The organism is Streptomyces malachitofuscus (assembly GCF_055571035.1).
On record NZ_JBVIGA010000035.1, the window covers coordinates 54,745 to 71,544 of the forward strand.

The window sequence follows — 16,800 nt, forward strand, 5'->3', positions numbered from 1 at the left end:
TTCATGGTTGCGTGGTGTGCGAAGGGCCCAGAACGGTGACTGTGCCTTTACCGCCGTCGACGCGGATGCGGTCTCCGGTGCGCAGCCGCGCGGTGGCGTCCCCGCAGCCGACGACCGCGGGGATGCCCAGTTCGCGGGCGACGATGGCAGCGTGCGACAGGGGGGCGCCCATGTCGGTCACCACGGCGGCGGCGCGCGGGAACAGGGGCGTCCAGCCGACGTTGGTCACGCTGGTCACCAGGATCTCCCCCGGACGCAGTTGCGCGCCCTGCTCCATGGAGTCCAGCACCCTGGCTGTTCCCTCGACGCAGCCCGCGGAGCCCGGGAACCCGGTGAGGTCGGAGGCGGGCGGGCCCTGAGCGTCGAGCGCGGCGCGGCCGTCGTAGCGGTCGCTGCGCCGGCCCGGGTCGGCGGCCCATCCCTCGAAGTCGAACCGGCCACGGATGAGCATCGGGGGCGCGGGCAAAGCGCGGTAGCGCTCGAAGGCGGACCGTCGGCCGGGGACTCGCGCCAGGGGCGAGGCGTCGCCGTTCAGGACCGTCAGGATCTCGTCGGCCGACAGGAACAGCAGCTTGTCGCCGTGGCCGGTGACCTCCCCCGCGCGCAGCCAGAAGACCCGGGCCACCCAGAACGCGCGGTTGGTCTCCGAGCGGCCCGCTTCGCGGCCCCGCAGGCCCACGGCCACCTTGCGGATCCTGGCGTGCAGGCTCTTGGCCTTGCGGGGGTGGCGGTCGGTGAACCGGGCGACGGCCGCGTCACGTGCCGCGCGCTGCGCCGCCAGCAGAGCGGTCACGTCGGTGGGTGCCTGGTCCAGGCCGGCCACCTGACGGACGATCCACTGGTCGTCCTCGATGGGGCGTACGGCGGCCAGTTCGAACTCGTCGGGGCAACGGTGTCCCCAGCGGGCGGCGTACTCGGCGTGGGTCAGTTCGCCTCGGCGCAGCCGCTCCAGGCCCAGCAGGGGTCCCAGGCTGGCCAGGGCGTCGGGGTCGGCGGTCGTGCACAGTGTGTGGGTGTCGGCTGCGTTCACACCGTGCCGTCGCAGCCAGCGCGGAAACGTGGCCAGCGCGACCCCGCCCTGGCGGCCGCCGGCCGCGAACAGCAGGCATGCCGAGCGCAGGAGGGGGTCCACTTCGGTCCGCCACAGCCGGGCCAGTTCGGCCGCGGAGCCGGCGGCGTGGATCCTGCTCCGCACCGTCTCGCAGGTGTCCCTGGTCCGCTCGACCTGCTGGGGGAAGTCCTTGAGGTAAGGGCCGAGTGCGCGGCGGAACGCGGGGCCCTTCGCCATGACGGACCGCAAAACCTGGAGCCGCGACAGGGGCAGCGGCGGAATCGGAAGGTCGTCGGGAAAGGGGCCGAAGGACTCGTTCATCAGCGAGCGGTAGACCTTGCTCCTGCTCACGGAGGTGAGCGTGCTGAGGTTGACGTAGCAGCGGCCTGCGATGTTCCCGGCGGCGTGGTGGCCCTCGATGTCGGCGACGCCCATCCAGGCCTGGCCGATGAAGTAGGTGCGGAACAGGGACCAGGTCGCCGGGGTCATCACGCTGGGCACGGCTTCACCGAAGTTGGAGCGGGTCCACAGGTAGTCGCCGGTCAGTGTGTCGTTCCAGGTCTCCTCCGCCCCGTCCGCGTCGGGCAGGGTGGTGACGGGACGGGCCTGAAGGAGCTGGAAACTCCCTTCGTGCAGGGCCCATTCGAGGTCCATGGGTGAGCCGTACAGCTCCTCCACCCGCACCGCGAGGCGGGTCAGTTCGGCCGACTGGTCGGGGCTGAGCGCGGGTCGGCGCCGCAGCTCGGCGGGTACCGGCCGCTCCAGCGTCCCGTCCGGTGCCGCGACGGTCATGACGGCCTTGTCGGCGACCTTGCCTCCCACCAGGAGCCCACTGGCCTTGTCGATGACCAGCGTGTCGGCGCTCGTGTGCCCGCCGACCACGGCCTCGCCCAGGCCCCAGGCCGCGTTGATGACGATCCGGTCCCGGGCGCCGGTCACCGGGTCTGCGGTGAAGGCGATTCCCGCGACGTCGGCGGCCACGAGCCGCTGCACGACCACCGCGATGGCCACCTCGTCGGCGGTGACGCCGTGGAGCCGCCGGTAGCCGATGGCGCGGGCGGTCCACAGTGACGCCCAGCAGGCGCGCACCGCGTCGACGAGCGCGGCGGCGCCCACCACGTTGAGGAACGTGTCGTGCTGCCCGGCGAAGGACAGGTCCGGTTGGTCCTCGGCGGTGGCGGAGGAGCGCACGGCCACCGCCATGTCCGGTCCGCCGAGGCGGGCGTGGTGGTCGTGCAGCGCGCTCATGACCTCTCCGGGGATGTCGAGTTCCGCGAAGAGTGCCATGGCCGTCTTCGCCGCGGTCTCCAGCGCCGCCGGGTCGGTCGGGTCCGCGCTCTCGACGACCGCCCGCATCCGTGCGTCGAGGCCGCTCACGGCCCGCCGATAGGCCTCGGTGGTGAGGCAGAAGCCGTCGGGGACCGGCAGTCCCGCGCCTGTCAGACGGGCCAGCGAGGCGCCCTTGCCTCCCATCACCTCCACGGCTGCCGAGGGGGCGCCCAACGCCAGGGCCAGCGGCACCGGGTCCTTCTCTTGTGCCAGGCTCATGACACCTTCTCCCTGTCAGCGCCCCGTGCCGGGCCGCTCTCCCTTGACGTGGCTCTGGACGAAGGCGTAGGCGAGATCGCCGATGGGTCTGCCCATCTTCCAGGACGCCTCGATCGCGGACTTGAAGTGCACGCCTCCCCACAGTCGGCTCAGGCCGCAGTCGTGTACGTAGTCGGACCAGGTCTTCCAGTTGAGTTCGAGGGTCTTCGCCGGCGTGATGCCCGGCTCGACGAACGAGCTGCCCTTGTCGAACCGGTAGGAGATGTCGACCTTCTCGGTGCCGTGGGTGAGCCGCCCCACCTGGGCGACCGCGGCGCACAACGCGGTGGAGCCGGAAGGGTATTCGGGATGGTCGGGTAGTTCCATGAAGGGCTGCCATTCGATGGCGGGGATGTCGTCGACGGTGCCCTTGCCGGGGCCTCCCCAGGCGGTCACGTGCTTCTTTCCGTAGACGTGGCGCACGGCCGTCGGCGGCCGGACGGCGTCGTAGCGGGCCTTGTTGTGCCATGCGGCGATGCCGCTGTCGTAGGCCGCGACATCGCCGGCGAACGAGGCGTGCACGTACTCGTCGAGGCCGAGGCCGTGGTTGACCGCCTCCGCGATGGTGGGGTAACCGACACCCAGGAACTTGTCGTTGAAGAACTGGGATTTCATCTTGCGCTCGTCGTTCAGCGCCGCCGACGCCGCCAGAACCTCGTCCACCTGCCTGCGGTAGGCGGCGCGGTCGTGGTGATCGCTGTTGCGCGGCGCGGGAACGGTGAACTGCTTGGGGTCCTTGTAGGAGTACGGCTCGGTGAAGCGCCACTGCGGCGTGACGAACTGCTGCACCGTGAAGATGCCGTTGCCCTTGGTCAGTACGGCGGGCTGCCAGCGCGAGGGATCGCGCAGCTCATAGGGGGTGTTGACCGGCTTGTACCCCGTGTAGTCCTGGTAGGGCTGCCGGTTGTAGGTACGGCCGGTGTCACCGAGCTGGTTGAGCCCGTCGTGGGCGCGCGCGGAGACGACCGCGTTGCCGGCGAGGTTGCCGAGGCCTACCGGGGTGGTCCTGTCCTCGCTGGTGTCCTCCGGGTCGAGACCCACCTTCTTCATCATCTCCCGCCAGCCGGCGCGGTTCTGCGGCAGCACGCTGTTGAGCACCCGGTAGGAGGCGTACATGATGGCGGTGTTCTTGTTGCGGTTCTTCGCCTCGTCCGCCGGGCGGCGGCCCAGGTTTGAGGAGACGCCGACGGCGGTCGCATGGTACGGCGCGATGGCGTCGAACCATCCGTTCGTCACCAGTGTGGTGACGCGCAGGACGAGAGGGGCGTCCACGCCGGTCTGGGACACGTACTTGCGCACCGCGGGGTTGATCTCGGGGTACAGGACCTCGAAGAAGACATTGCCGTTGTCGAGGTCGAAGCTCGTGGCGGCCTTCTGCCGCGAGGAGTTGCCGAACGTTGTCTCGACTGCCCCCATGGTGAGGCTCAGGGCGACGACCGCGGCAAGGGACGTCGCCGTGCGGGCTCTGGTGCGCCGGAGGAATGCTGTCATCGTGCGGCCTTTTCGTCAGAGGGAGATGTCCGCGCTGCGGCAGCGCGCGACGCAGGTCAGAGGGCCGCGGACAGGGACTCGGCCACCGCCTTGATCTTGTCCTGGTGGGAGTTGCTCTCCTCCAGGCTCAGCAGGGTCCGCTCGCCCTGGGGTGTGAGGGTGAAGCGCACCCGCATGAAGTGCCGGTCGGCGGGGTCCACGCCGATCTCGTAGGCGAAGGCCTGCTCGGGTTCGACCTCGACGATGCGGGCCGGTACGTCGCGCCCGCCGTCGAAGCGCAGCGTCATGGTCCCGCCGGGGCGCAGGTCGTCGATCTGCACGTCGGCGCCGGAGAACCACCGCTTCATGTGCTCGTCATACGTCAGGATCGCCCAGACCTTGTCGACGGGGGCGGCGATCATCAGCTTCTTGAGCATGCCGGAACTCTTTCTGTGGCGGGGACGGAAGGGGCGGTCAGAGCGACTCGGCGAGCTGCTTGATCCGGTAGAGGCTGGAGCTGCTCTCCTCGCTGCGCAGCAGCGTTCCGCCGTCGGTCTCGTTGAGCCGGAAGCGCAGGACCGTCCCGGCGCCGGGGTCGTCGTCCTCCGTCGCCAGGTCGGGGAAGATTCGGTACGCGAAGACCCGTTGCGGCTCCAGTTCCGTGATGCGCGCGTACATGGTGCTGCCCTGTCCGAAGCGATACGTCATCAGACCGCCGACGCGCAGGTCGTCGATCTCGTGGTCCGCCTCGGTGAACCACTTGGCGATGTGCTCGGGGTCGGTGATGGTCGCCCAGACGTCGGCGACGGGTGCCTCGACGAAGGTGTCCTCGGTTTCGACTACGTCCATGTCCGCTCTCCTGTCCTGCTGTCCTGGGCCGGGCGCCACGCCCAGCCAGTCGTGCACGGCCCGGGCCGTGTCCGCGACGTGGTCGCCCGCGATCATGGTGAAGTGGTCGCCCGGCACCACCGCCGCCGTGTGCGGCAGTTCCCACACGGCTGACGACTCCTCACCGAGGGGCGTGCCGTCGTACGCGTCACGAGCGCGTATGTGCAGCGTGGGGGTGAGCAGCCCGGCGGGTCTGAGATCGAGGTCGAAGTAACGGGCGCGTGCCGTGATCCACGCCTCCCCGTCCGTGCCCCGCCCGTACCGCTCGAGCAATGCCGCGTGCAGGGCGGCCGATCCGCTGGAGTCCGCGTCCGACAGCGACCAGGGGGTGTCGAGCAGGACCAGCGCCCGCGCCTGCCTGCCGGTGCGCTCCCATGCGGCGGCGACCGCGGCGGCGACGTAACCCCCGGAGGAGTGTCCGAGCAGCACCGGTGGTGTGTCGCCGACGATGTGTCGTGTCGCCTCCACGAGCGCGTCGGTCAGCGCCTGGGCGGTCGCGGGCAGCGGCTCACCGGGGCGGAAGCCCGGCAGCGTGACGGTGTGGACGTCGCCGAGCCCGTCCAGGGCGGCGGCGAGCCGGGTGTACTGGTGGGCCTCCGGCCGCCACACGAACGACGGGCAGCAGATGACCGGTGGACCGCCGCGGCCCGAGCGCAGCTTCAGCACCGCGGGCGGTACGCCGAGTCCGGCGGCGTCGGTGAACGCGGGCCGGAACGCCGCCAGTCCGGCCACAGCACGCTGAATCCCGGTGAACTCCCCGGCCCGGCAGGCCCGTTCGAACAGGGCCCCCAGTGACTCCGCACCGCCGTCGTCCCGCTCCGGCGTCGCCGTCGGGGCGGCATGGACGTCACCCATGCGCCCGACCAGGTGCGCGGCCAGATCCGCCACCGTCGGGTGCTCGAACGTCACCGTGGTGGGCAGCTCCAGCCCCGTGGCCGCCGACAGCAGCCGGATCAGTTCCACCGCCGCCATGGAGTCGAAGCCGAGGTCCAGGAACTCCCGTGCCACCTCCACGGGTTCCTCGGCAGGCAGGCCGAGCACGGCGGTCGCGCAGGAGCGCACCGCTTCCAGCACCGCGGCATGCCGGTCACCCTCGGGAAGCGCGGTCACCCGTTCGGCGAGGGCACCGGGCTCCGCGGTCGTGGTCGGCGGCGCGCCCATGACGGCCGGCGCCGTCTCCGAGTCCAGCCAGTATCGACGGCGCTGGAAGGCGTAGGTGGGCAGGTCCACGGGGATCGCCTCGACCTGGCCGCGCACCGCCTCCCAGTCCACGGTGACGCCGGCGGACCAGAGGCCGCCCACGGCGGCGAGGATCGACCGGTCGTCGGGGCGACCGTCGCGCAGTGTCGTCGCGACCGTGGTGCCCGCGGCCTCCGGCAGGGCGGCGAGCGTCGCCTCGACGGACGGCACCAGGACAGGATGGGGGCCCACCTCGAGGAACGCGGTCACGCCCTGGGCCCGCAGGGTCCGCACCCCGTCGGCGAAGCGGACGGTGCGCCGTACATGGGCGACCCAGTACTCCGGCGTGCACAGGTCAGCGGGGTCCGCGACCTGGCCCGTCACGTTCGACACGACCGGGAGGTCCGGCGGCCGGAAGCTCAGCGTCGCCAGAACGGCGGCGAAGTCACGCAGCATGGGCTCCATCAACGGCGAGTGGAAGGCGTGCGACACCCGCAGGCGACGTACCCGTCGCCCCTGCCCGCGCAAGATCTCGGCCAGCTGGGTCACGGCGTCCTCGGCGCCGGCCAGCGTCACCGAGGACGGGTCGTTGACCGCGGCCACGGCCACCGTGTCGACACCGTCGACGAGCTCCATCGCCTCCGCCTCGGTGGCCTGCACGGAGAACATCGCTCCCCCGGGCGGCAGGTCCTGCATCAACCGCCCGCGCGCCGCCACCATCCGGGCCGCGTCGGAGCGGGTCAGCACCCCGGCCACATGAGCGGCGGCGATCTCCCCGACCGAGTGCCCGGCCAGCGCCTGCGCGCGCACCCCCCAGGCCTCCAGCAGCCGGTACAGGGCCACTTCGACGGTGAACAGGGCGCACTGCGTGTACGCGGTCCGGGCGAGCGAGTCGGCCTGCGGTGTGCCGGGGTCCGCGAACACGACCTCCCGCAAGGGCTTTTCGAGCACACCGTCCCACTCCTGGCACAGCGCGTCGAACTCGGCGGCGAACACAGGCTGCGAGGCGTACAACCCGCGCCCCATGCCCAGGCGTTGGGCGCCCTGTCCGGCGAAGAGCAGCGCCAGTCTGGGGCGTTGGGTCACCACGCCCTGGACCACAGCGGCGTGCGGCGTCCCGTCGGCCAGGGCGCGCAGCGCGGCGATCGCCTCGTCGTGGCCGCCGGCCGTGACCACGGCGCGCTGGTCCAGCGGTGTCCGGGTCCGGGTCAGGGCCGCGGAGACGGCGGGCAGGGGGCAGTCACGCCGAACGTCAAGGAAGTGGGCCAACCGGTCGCCCTGGCCCCGCAGTCCGGTGGCGGAACGGCCGGAGACCGGCAAGGGCACGAGTGACCCACTGTCCGACCGTGCTGCGGATGCCGGCCGGTGCGACCGGACGGCGGGGGGTTCCTCGACGATGACGTGAGCGTTGGTCCCGCTGATGCCGAACGACGACACCCCGGCACGGCGGATCCGGTCCGCGCGCCGCCACGGCCGCGCCCGGGTGAGCAGACGGACGTCTCCGGCCGCCCAGTCCACCTCGTGCGACGGGGCATCGACGTGCAGTGTCCGCGGAAGGGTCTCGTGCCGCAACGCCATGACGGTCTTGATCACTCCGGCGACACCGGCGGCGGCCTGGGTGTGCCCGATGTTGGACTTGACCGAGCCGAGCCACAGCGGGCCCGCGGCGTCCCGCTCCGCGCCGTACGTCGCCAGGAGCGCCTGGGCCTCGATCGGGTCGCCGAGCGGGGTGCCGGTGCCGTGCGCCTCGACGGCGTCGACCTCCTCCGGTCGCAGTCCGGCGTCACGCAGCGCCGCCCGGATGACCCGCTGCTGCGAGGGTCCGTTGGGGGCGGTCAGGCCGTTCGACGCACCGTCCTGGTTGACCGCGGAACCGCCGATCAGCGCCAGCACCGGATGCCCGTTGCGCTCCGCGTCCGACAACCGCTCCAGCAACAGCAGCCCCGCGCCCTCGGAGAGTCCGGTGCCGTCGGCAGCCGCGGCGAACGCCTTGCAGCGAGAGTCCGAGGCGAGCGCGCCCTGGCGGGCGAAGTCGGCCAGCGCGGTGGGGTTGGCCATGACGGTGACGCCCCCGGCGAGCGCCATCGCACACTCGTGGGCACGCAGTGAGCGGACCGCCAGATGCAGCGCGACGAGCGACGCGGAGCACGCGGTGTCGACCGTGACGGCCGGGCCTTCCAGGCCGAGGGTGTAGGCGACGCGTCCCGACACCACGCTCAGGGCGTTGCCGGTGCTGAGGTAGCCGTCCACGCCGGGCGGCACCTCGCTCACCCCGGTGCCGTAGTCGTGGTACATCACGCCCGCGAAGACACCGGCTGGGGTTCCTCTGAGACTGCCCGGCGCGATGCGGGCTCGTTCGAACGCCTCCCAGGAGAGCTCCAGCATGATGCGCTGCTGCGGGTCCATGGCCAGGGCCTCGCGGGGCGAGATGCCGAAGAACCCCGCGTCGAAGCCGGCCGCGCCCTCGATGAACCCGCCCGGGAAGCCGCTCTTCCAGCCTCGGTCCGCAGGGGGCTCCCCGATGGCGTCGGCGCCGGTGGACACCAGCTCCCACAGGGACTCGGGCGAGTCGACGCCGCCGGGATAGCGGCAGGCCATGGCGACGACGGCCACCGGTTCGCTCGCCGCCGCCAGCAGGGCGGTGTTCTCCCGGCGCAGCCGTTCGTTCTCCGTCATCGCCGCGCGCAGCGCCTCGACGATCCGCTCGGATGCCGTCATCGTCGTCAGCCCGCCTCCCCCAGCGCCCGCGCCACGAGATCGTCGACGTCCATCGTGGCGACGGCGTTCTCCGCACCGGCGTCCGCGGCGGTGTCGTCCTCGGGTCGGGCGAGTCGCCGCAGCAGGTCCAACGCGCCGGAGGCGCGCAGCCGGTGCGGGGAGATGGCCGCCAGGAGGCGGGCGGCGTCGTCCTCGTCGCCGCTGTCGCCGCCGTCCGCAGCGTCGGGCAGCAGTCCCGCGGCGAGGTGCCGGGCGAGGGCGAGCGGCGTCGGCTGGTCGAACAGCAGGGTGGCGGGCAGCGCCAGCCCGGTGACGGCCTTGAGCCGGTTGCGCAGCGCCAACGAGGTCAGGGAGTCGAACCCCTGGTCGGTGAAGGGGACTTCGGCACCGATCGCGGTGGCGGAGGTGTGTCCCAGGGCCGCGGCGGCCAGGGTCGCCACGAACTCCACCAGTTCGCTCTCCCGGTCGGCCGCGGACAGCTCGCGCAGCCGCTGGAGCAAGGCGGTGAAGCCGGTGTCGGCCTCCACCGTGCGCCTTGCCGGGCGACGCACCAGGCTCCACAGCACGCCCGGCAGGATGCCGGTGCGGGCGAGCGCGCGCAGCGCCGGGAAGTTGAACCGGATGGGTGCGAGCACCGGTTCGCCGAGCGCGAGGGCCCGGTCGAACAGCCTCAAGCCGTCGGCGGCGGTCAGCGGGATCGTGGTGCCCTGGTTCATGCGGCGGCGCATGCCCTCGTCGAGGTGCGCCCGGATCTCGCTGTTCTGTTCCCACAGTCCCCAGGCGAGGGAGGTCGCGGGCAGTCCGTGCGCTCGGCGGTGCTGGGCGAGGGCGTCGACGTAGGCGTTGGCGGCCGCGTAGTTGGCCTGTCCGGGATTGCCGAACAAACCGGCTACCGAGGACGACATCACGAACATCGTCAGGTCCTGGTCGCGGGTCAGCTCGTGCAGATGGGTCACCGCGTCGACCTTGGGGCGCAGCACCCGCTCCAGCCGCTCGGCGTCGAGCGAGGCGATCACGCCGTCGTCGAGCACACCGGCGGTGTGGATGACGCCGGTGAGCGGCCGGTCGGCCGGGATCCCCGCCAGCACGGCGCGCAGGGACGGGCGGTCGGCCGCGTCGCAGGCGGCCACGGTGACGTCGGCGCCCCCCGCCGACAGTTCCGCGACGAGTGCGGCGGCGCCGGGGGTGTCGGTGCCGCGCCTGCTGGTCAGTACGAGCCGCCGGGCGCCCCGGGCCACGAGGTGACGGGCGAAGAGACCGCCGAGCATGCCGGTGCCGCCGACGATGAGCACGGTGCCCGAGGGATCCACGGCCGGCAGGCCGTCGGCCGGACCGGTGTCCGGGACGCGCAGGAAGCGGGGGGTGAGGGCGGTGCCGTCGCGCAGCGCGAGCTGGGGCTCCCCGGTCTCCACGGCGGTGTGGACGGCGTCGGCGAGCGCCGCGGTGGACGTGTCGCGGCCGTCGAGGTCCAGCAGCACGAACCGACCGGGATTCTCGGCCTGGGCGGACCGCATCAACCCCCACAGCGGAGCGCCGGCCAGGTCCTCGACGTCGTCGTCGGGCAGGGCCGCGATCGCGCCCCGCGTGACCAGCACCAGACGGGAGTTCTCGAAGCGTTCGTCGGCCAGCCACCGCTGTACGAGGTCCAGCAGGCCGGCACTGGCGTCGCGGGCCGCCGCTGCCCGGTCGTCGGCGCCGGTGGAGACCCACGGCAGGAGCAGCACCTCGGGGATGTCGGTGAGCGCCGCCGGATCGGCATGCGTGGGCAAACCGGCCGGCGGGCCCGGCAGGTCGCCGTGCCCGGTCAGACACGCCCAGCCCCGGGGCGGCGGCGCGGACGCCAGTGGCAGGGGCACCCACTCGACACGGAACAGGGACGTCTCCTCGCCCGCCGCGCCGGGCTGCAACTGGTTGGGGTCGACCGCCCGTACGACCAGGGACTCGGCCAGGGCCACCGGCCGGCCGGCCTCGTCCGCGACGCGCATGCGCACGGCCCCCGGCCCGGACGCCGGTCCCGTCGGTTGCAGGGCGACCCGCAGGGCGCGCGCCCCGGTGGCGTACAGCGACAACCCCGCCCAGCCGAACGGCAGGTACAGCTGCGCCCCCTTCAGGGTGTTCATGAGGCCGAGCGCGTGCTGGGCGGCGTCGAGGAGGGCGGGGTGCAGGCCGAAGCCGTCGGCGTCCCGCTCGCCGGGCAGGGCGACCTCGGCGAAGACCTCGTCGTCACGGCGCCAGGCGGACCGCAGGCCCTGGAACACGGGCCCGTAGTCGTAGCCGGACTCGGCGGTGGCGGCGTAGAAGCCGCTCAGGTCGATCGGTTCCACGCCCTTCGGGGGCCATTCCTCCAGGTCGAAGTCGGAGGCGGTGACCGTGCGGGTGAGTTCTCCCGTGGCGTGCCGGGTCCACTCCTCGTCGTCGGACGCGTCCTGGGGACGGGCGTGCACGGCAAGGGGGCGGCGGCCCGAGCCGTCCGGTTCGCCGATCCACACCTGAAGGTTGACCGCGCCCTTCTCCGGCAGGAACAGCGGCGTTTCGAGGGTGAGTTCCTCCACGCGGCCGTATCCCACCTCGTCGCCGGCGCGGAGCGCCATGTCGGCGAAGGCGGTGCCGGGCAGGAGGGGGGAGCCGAGCACGGCATGGTCGGCGAGCCAGGGATGGGTCCGCAAGGAGACACGGCCGGTCAGGACGTGCTCCCCGGTGTGCGCCATGGGGACGGCCGCACCGAGCAGCGCGTGCTCGGCCGGGCTCAGTCCGGCCGCGGTCACGTCGCCGGCTCCGCCGCCCGAGTCGAGCCAGTACCGGCCGCGGTGGAAGGCGTACGTCGGCAGCTCGGTTCCAGGGGGGATCGCGGTGGGCAGGACAGCGCTCCAGTCCACCGGGAGGCCACCCGTGTGCGCCTCGGCCAGGGCGGTCAGCACGCGGCGCGGGCCACCCTGCTCGCGGCTCAGGGTGCCGACGACGTGGGCCTCGGTTCCGGCCTCCTCGGCTGCCGCCGCGATCGCGCCGACGAGCTGCGGGTGCGGGCTGACCTCGACGAACGACCGGTGCCCCGCTGCCAGGAGGGCGCGGACGGCGCCGTAGAACTCCACCGGTCGGCGCACGTTGGCGAACCAGTACTCCGCGTCGAGCTCGGCGGTGTCCAGAGGGCCGCCGGTGACCGTCGAGCAGAACGGCGTCGCGCTCGAACGGGGTGCGACGGGCCCCAGCAGTTCGACCAACCGGTCGCGCAGCGGGTCGATAATCGGGCAGTGCGAGGCGATGCTGCCGGACACGGTGCGGGTACGGACTCCGTCGGCCTCGCAGACGGCCACGAATTCTCCCAGGGCACCGTGCTCGCCGGCGACGGTCGTCGACCGCGGCCCGTTGATCCCGGCGAGCGACAGGCGCGTGTTCCAGGGCGTGAGACGGGCGACGGTCTGCTCGGCCGACAGGGCGACGGCGGCTATGCCTCCGCGGCCCGCGACCGATTGGGTGAACAGCCGGCTGCGCAGCGCGATGACCCGGGCGCCGTCCTGCAGGGACAGTCCGCCCGCGACGACGGCGGCGGCCACCTCTCCCTGGGAGTGGCCCACGACGGCGGCCGGTTTCACTCCGCACGCCTCCCACAGCCGGGCCAGAGACACCATCACGGCCCACAGCACCGGCTGGACGACGTCCATGCCGTCCAGGCCCGGGGCGCCCGGCCGCTGCCGCAGCACGTCCTCCAGCGACCAGTCCACCCACGGCGCCATCGCGTCGGCGCACTCGGCGATCCGCTGCGCGAACACCCCGGAGGTATCCAGGAGTTCGCGTGCCATGCCCGGCCACTGCGAGCCGAGCCCGGGGAAGACGAACACCGGGTTCTCGGTGCGGGGCACGACGCAGCCGGTCACCGCGTCGGCGGCCGCGTCCTCCTGGGCCAGCGCGTCCAGGGTGCGCACGGCGTCGTCGGGGCCCTTCGCCAGCACCACGGCGCGGTGCGCGAACGGGGTGCGGGTGGTGACCAGGGCGTGCCCGACCGAGGCCAGGCCGTCCCCGGCCTGGGCCACGGTCTCGCGCAGCCGGTCGGCCTGGCCGCGCAAGGCTGCCGGTGAGCGGGCGGAGATCACCAGCGGGACGATGTCACTGCGCAGCGCGGGCTCCGGCGGAGCCACGGGGGCTGTCGCACGGGCACGAGCCCGGTCGGGCGTCCGCACGCTGTCCGCCTCGGCCGGTTCGGGCGCCTGTTCCAGGATGACGTGGGCGTTGGTCCCGCTCATACCGAACGAGGAGACCCCGGCGCGGCGCGGACGGCCCGTGGCGGGCCACGGTCGCTGCTCGCGCAGTGGCTCGACCGCGCCGGACGACCAGTCCACGTGCGGGGTGGGTTCGTCGACGTGCAGAGTCTCGGGCAGGACACCGTGGCGCAGCGACATGACCGTCTTGATGACGCCGGCGATGCCCGCGGCGGCCTGGGTGTGGCCGATGTTGGACTTCACCGAGCCGATCCACAGGGGCGCCTGCTCGTCACGCTCACGGCCGTAGGTCGCCAACAGGGCCTGCGCCTCGATGGGGTCGCCGAGACGGGTGCCGGTGCCGTGCGCCTCGACGGCGTCGATCTGGGCCGGGGAGAGCCCGGCGGCGTCGAGGGCGTCACGGATGACCCGCTGCTGGGCCGGCCCGCTGGGGGCCATCAGCCCGTTGGAGGCGCCGTCCTGGTTGATCGCCGAGCCGCGCACCACGGCCAGCACCGGATGTCCGTTGCGCTCCGCGTCCGACAGCCGCTCCAGCAGCAGCACTCCGACGCCCTCGGCCATGCCCATGCCGTCGGCCGTCGCGGCGAACGCCTTGCACCGCCCGTCGGCGGCCAGGCCACCGCCGGCGCGGAACTCGGTGAACGCGAGCGGGCTGGGCAGCACGGTCGTACCGCCCACGAGCGCCAGGCGGCACTCGCCTCGCCGCAGGGCGTGCCCGGCGAGATGCAGCGCGACCAACGACGAGGAACAGGCCGTGTCGACCGTCACCGCGGGGCCTTCGAGGCCGAACACGTAGGCGATACGCCCCGAGGTCACGCTGGCCGACACACCGGTGGCGACGAAGCCCTGCACGTCCTCGGGCACGTGCCCGACCCCGGCGCCGTACTCCGAGGAAACAGCGCCGACGAAGACGCCGGTGCGTGAGCCGCGTAGAGCGGACGGAAGGATTCCCGCCCGTTCCAGGGCCTCCCAGGTCACTTCCAGCAGCAGCCGTTGCTGGGGGTCCATGGCCAGGGCCTCGCGCGGCGAGATCCCGAAGAACTCCGCGTCGAAGGAGCCCACGTCGGGTAGGAAGCCACCGCCCTGCACGGTGGAGATCCCTGCCGCCTCGGCCGCCGGACCGAAGAGTGCGTCGACATCCCAGCCTCGGTCGGTAGGAAAGCCCGATACGGCGTCCCGGCCCGCCGCCACCAGGTCCCACAGGCGTTCAGGCGAGTCGGCCCCGCCCGGGAAGCGACAGGCCATGCTCACGAGGGCCAGCGGCTCGCGGGCCGACTCCTCCAGCTCGGCCAGCCGCCGTCTGGTCTTGTGCAGGTCCGCCGTGGCCCACTTGAGGTACTCCCGCAGTTCCTGCTCACTGGCCACGGCTCGTGTCCCCCTCCGATGCGAGGTTGTGGCGGTTGTCGTGGCCTGGGCCCGCGAGTTCCTGATAAATGAACTCGAACATCTCTTCGTCGGACGCCTCTCGCAGCCGCTCGTCCACCGAGTGATCGCCACCGTCCACCGACGCGGGTTGCCACCGCCCGGCCAGAGCCCGCAGCCTCCGCGAGATGCCTGCCCGCTCGGAGGGCTCCAGGGTGAGTTCCTCCAACGTGGCTTCCAGTCGGCCGAGTTGCGCCTTCAGGGCATCGACCGGGTCGGCATCGTCCGGGAGCAGTGCGTCACGCAGGTGCGCCGCGAGCGCGGCCGGGGTGGGGTGGTCGAACACCAGCGTCGCCGCCAGCGCCAGTCCGGTGGCCGCGACCAGGCGGTTGCGCAGGTCGACCGCGGTCAGGGAGTCGAAACCGCTGTCGGTGAAGGCCCTGTCCGGGTCCACGCCGTCGGCACCGGTGTGGCCCAGCACGGCCGCGACATGGGAGCGCACCAGGTGCAGCAGTTCCGCGTCGCGGTCGTCGGTGCTCATCTCCGCCAGTCGCCCGCGGAGCCGTTCCGCGGTGACGCCCTCGGCCCGGTCGACCGACCTGTCGTCTTCTGTTCGCTGGACGGCACGGGCGGCGGGCAGGTCCTCCAGCAGGCGTCCCGGGCGCAGGGACGTCAGCAGCGGGACGAACCGGTCCCACTCGACGGACGCCACGGCGGTGTACGCCTCGTCGCGGGCGGCCACCCGCCGCAGGACCGACATGGCCCGACCCGGGTCCAGGAACCGCAGGCCACTGCGCGCCAGGCTCTCCTGGTCACCGGTGCCGAGGTCCCAGGGGCCCCAGGCCACCGAGGCGGCCCGCAGTCCCCGCGCCCGGCGCCGGGCCGCCACGGCGTCCTGGCGGGCGTTGGCGGCGGCGTACGCGCCGTGCAGGACGCTGCCCCACAGTCCCGCCACCGAGGAGAACAGGACGAAGGCGTCCAGCGCCGTGTCGGCGAACACCTCGTCCAGCAGCTCCGCGGCCACCGCCTTCGAGCGGAGCGTGGCGGTCAGTTCGTCCGCGGTGAGGTCGGTGAGCGCGGTCAGCTCCATCGTGCCCGCGGTGTGCACCACCGCGTCGACCGGGCCGATCCGGCGGACCAGGTCCGCAAGCGCCTCCCGTTCGTACAGGACACAGGGCTCCACCCGGACGCCGAGTGCGCGAAGGTCGTCGCGGTCCGCTGCGATGTCACCCGCCAGTACGACCTGCTCGGCTCCGTTGTCGGTCAACCAACGGCAGACAAGGGTGTCGCGGGCGTCGCCGTTGCCGGTGACCAGGACGGTGCCGGCCGGGTCCCACACGCCGTCCTCGGGCAGCCCCGCCCGGACCAGGCGGCGGGCGAGGACGCCCGAGCGGCGCACGCACAGTTCGTCCTCGCCGCCGGGTTCGGCGAGGATCGCGCGCACCCACCCCGAGACGCGCTCGTCCAGGGTCTCCGGGAGGTCCAGGAGGCCGCCCCACAAACGCGGGTGCTCCACCGCGGCGGTGCGGCCGAGCCCCCAGAGGGCGGCTTGCGCGGGGTCGGGTTCGGCGGTGTTCACGGCTTCTCGCGTCACGCACCACAAGGTGGTGTCCACGCTGTGCTCGGCGAGGGTGCGGATCAGGTCCAGTGTCTGGTGCAGGGGCGCGAGGGACAGCACTCCTCGGACGGCGCGGGTGTCAAGTCCGGTGACCACCTCCTCGACCGGCATGACGAGCAGCTCGTCGGCGGCCGTCAGGGCCGCCCGTACGGACTGTGCCCAGGGCTCGACAGCCGAGGCGGAGGGGACGGCCAGGATCCAGGTGCCCGGCAGGCCGCCGAGGGGCGTGACCGTCCGGGGCTTCCAGGTCGGGCGATAGCACCACCTTCCGGCGTCGTCCTCGGCGGTGTCGTCCGGTGCCGGTTCGAGCCAGTAGCGCCGACGTTGGAAGGGGTAGGTGGGCAGGTCCACGGGGGAGGCGGCGGCCGGGAGCATGGCGTCCCAGTCGACGGGTGTACCCGCGGTCCACAGGGTGGCCAGCGCGCTGAGCAGCGCCTCCGGTTCGGGCCGGTCCTTGCGCAGGGTCGGTACGGCGATCAGGTCGGGGCCTGTCTCCTGGATCAGGCCGGGTCCGATCTCCAGGAAACGGCCCACCCCCAGCTCCCGCATCGCAGCGACCCCGTCAGCGAACCGCACCGGCCGCCGCACATGCTCCGCCCAGTACTCCGGCGAACACAGCAAACCCTCATCCGCCACCCGCCCCGACACATTCGACACCACCGCCATCCGCGGCGGACGGAACCCCAACCCCGCAAGCTCCCGACGGAACTCCG

General features: G+C 72.9%; 6 protein-coding genes. All 6 read right to left on the bottom strand.

Annotated elements, in window-relative coordinates; all coding sequences use genetic code 11:
* Window position 1: 1 nt before the first annotated feature.
* Genes ACZ44S_RS35625 through ACZ44S_RS35650 form a run of 6 tightly spaced genes read right to left on the bottom strand, consistent with a single transcriptional unit; the run spans window position 2 to window position 16,636 of the window.
* Window positions 2–2,599, bottom strand: coding sequence for a PEP/pyruvate-binding domain-containing protein (locus tag ACZ44S_RS35625; protein WP_466936887.1), 2,598 nt, complete (start codon window positions 2,597–2,599; stop codon window positions 2–4).
* 15 nt (window positions 2,600–2,614) lie between these two features.
* Entirely contained in the window at window positions 2,615–4,129 is a 1,515-nt protein-coding gene (locus ACZ44S_RS35630; protein WP_466936889.1) for a vanadium-dependent haloperoxidase, read from the bottom strand.
* A gap of 56 nt (window positions 4,130–4,185) precedes the next feature.
* Window positions 4,186–4,545 carry an SRPBCC family protein gene (locus tag ACZ44S_RS35635; RefSeq protein ID WP_466936891.1) on the bottom strand — a complete coding sequence of 120 codons (360 nt, stop codon included), beginning with the start codon at window positions 4,543–4,545 and terminating at the stop codon, window positions 4,186–4,188.
* Between the two features lie 37 nt (window positions 4,546–4,582).
* Window positions 4,583–8,893 carry a type I polyketide synthase gene (locus ACZ44S_RS35640; RefSeq protein ID WP_466936893.1) on the bottom strand — a complete coding sequence of 1,437 codons (4,311 nt, stop codon included), beginning with the start codon at window positions 8,891–8,893 and terminating at the stop codon, window positions 4,583–4,585.
* A 5-nt stretch (window positions 8,894–8,898) separates the two neighbouring features.
* Window positions 8,899–14,472, bottom strand: coding sequence for a type I polyketide synthase (locus ACZ44S_RS35645; RefSeq protein WP_466936895.1), 5,574 nt, complete (start codon window positions 14,470–14,472; stop codon window positions 8,899–8,901).
* Complete coding sequence (locus tag ACZ44S_RS35650; protein WP_466936898.1) at window positions 14,462–16,636, bottom strand: beta-ketoacyl reductase; 2,175 nt, start codon at window positions 16,634–16,636, stop codon at window positions 14,462–14,464. Before ACZ44S_RS35650 ends, ACZ44S_RS35645 begins: the two co-directional genes overlap by 11 nt.
* Window positions 16,637–16,800: the final 164 nt, after the last annotated feature.

What these genes read in the sequence shown, in the direction of transcription:
- ACZ44S_RS35625 (WP_466936887.1), bottom strand. Translation starts at nt 2,599, where the DNA reads ATGAGCCTGGCACAAGAGAAGGACCCGGTGCCGCTGGCCCTGGCGTTG.
- ACZ44S_RS35630 (WP_466936889.1), bottom strand. Translation starts at nt 4,129, where the DNA reads ATGACAGCATTCCTCCGGCGCACCAGAGCCCGCACGGCGACGTCCCTT.
- ACZ44S_RS35635 (WP_466936891.1), bottom strand. Translation starts at nt 4,545, where the DNA reads ATGCTCAAGAAGCTGATGATCGCCGCCCCCGTCGACAAGGTCTGGGCG.
- ACZ44S_RS35640 (WP_466936893.1), bottom strand. Translation starts at nt 8,893, where the DNA reads ATGACGGCATCCGAGCGGATCGTCGAGGCGCTGCGCGCGGCGATGACG.
- ACZ44S_RS35650 (WP_466936898.1), bottom strand. Translation starts at nt 16,636, where the DNA reads ATGCGGGAGCTGGGGGTGGGCCGTTTCCTGGAGATCGGACCCGGCCTG.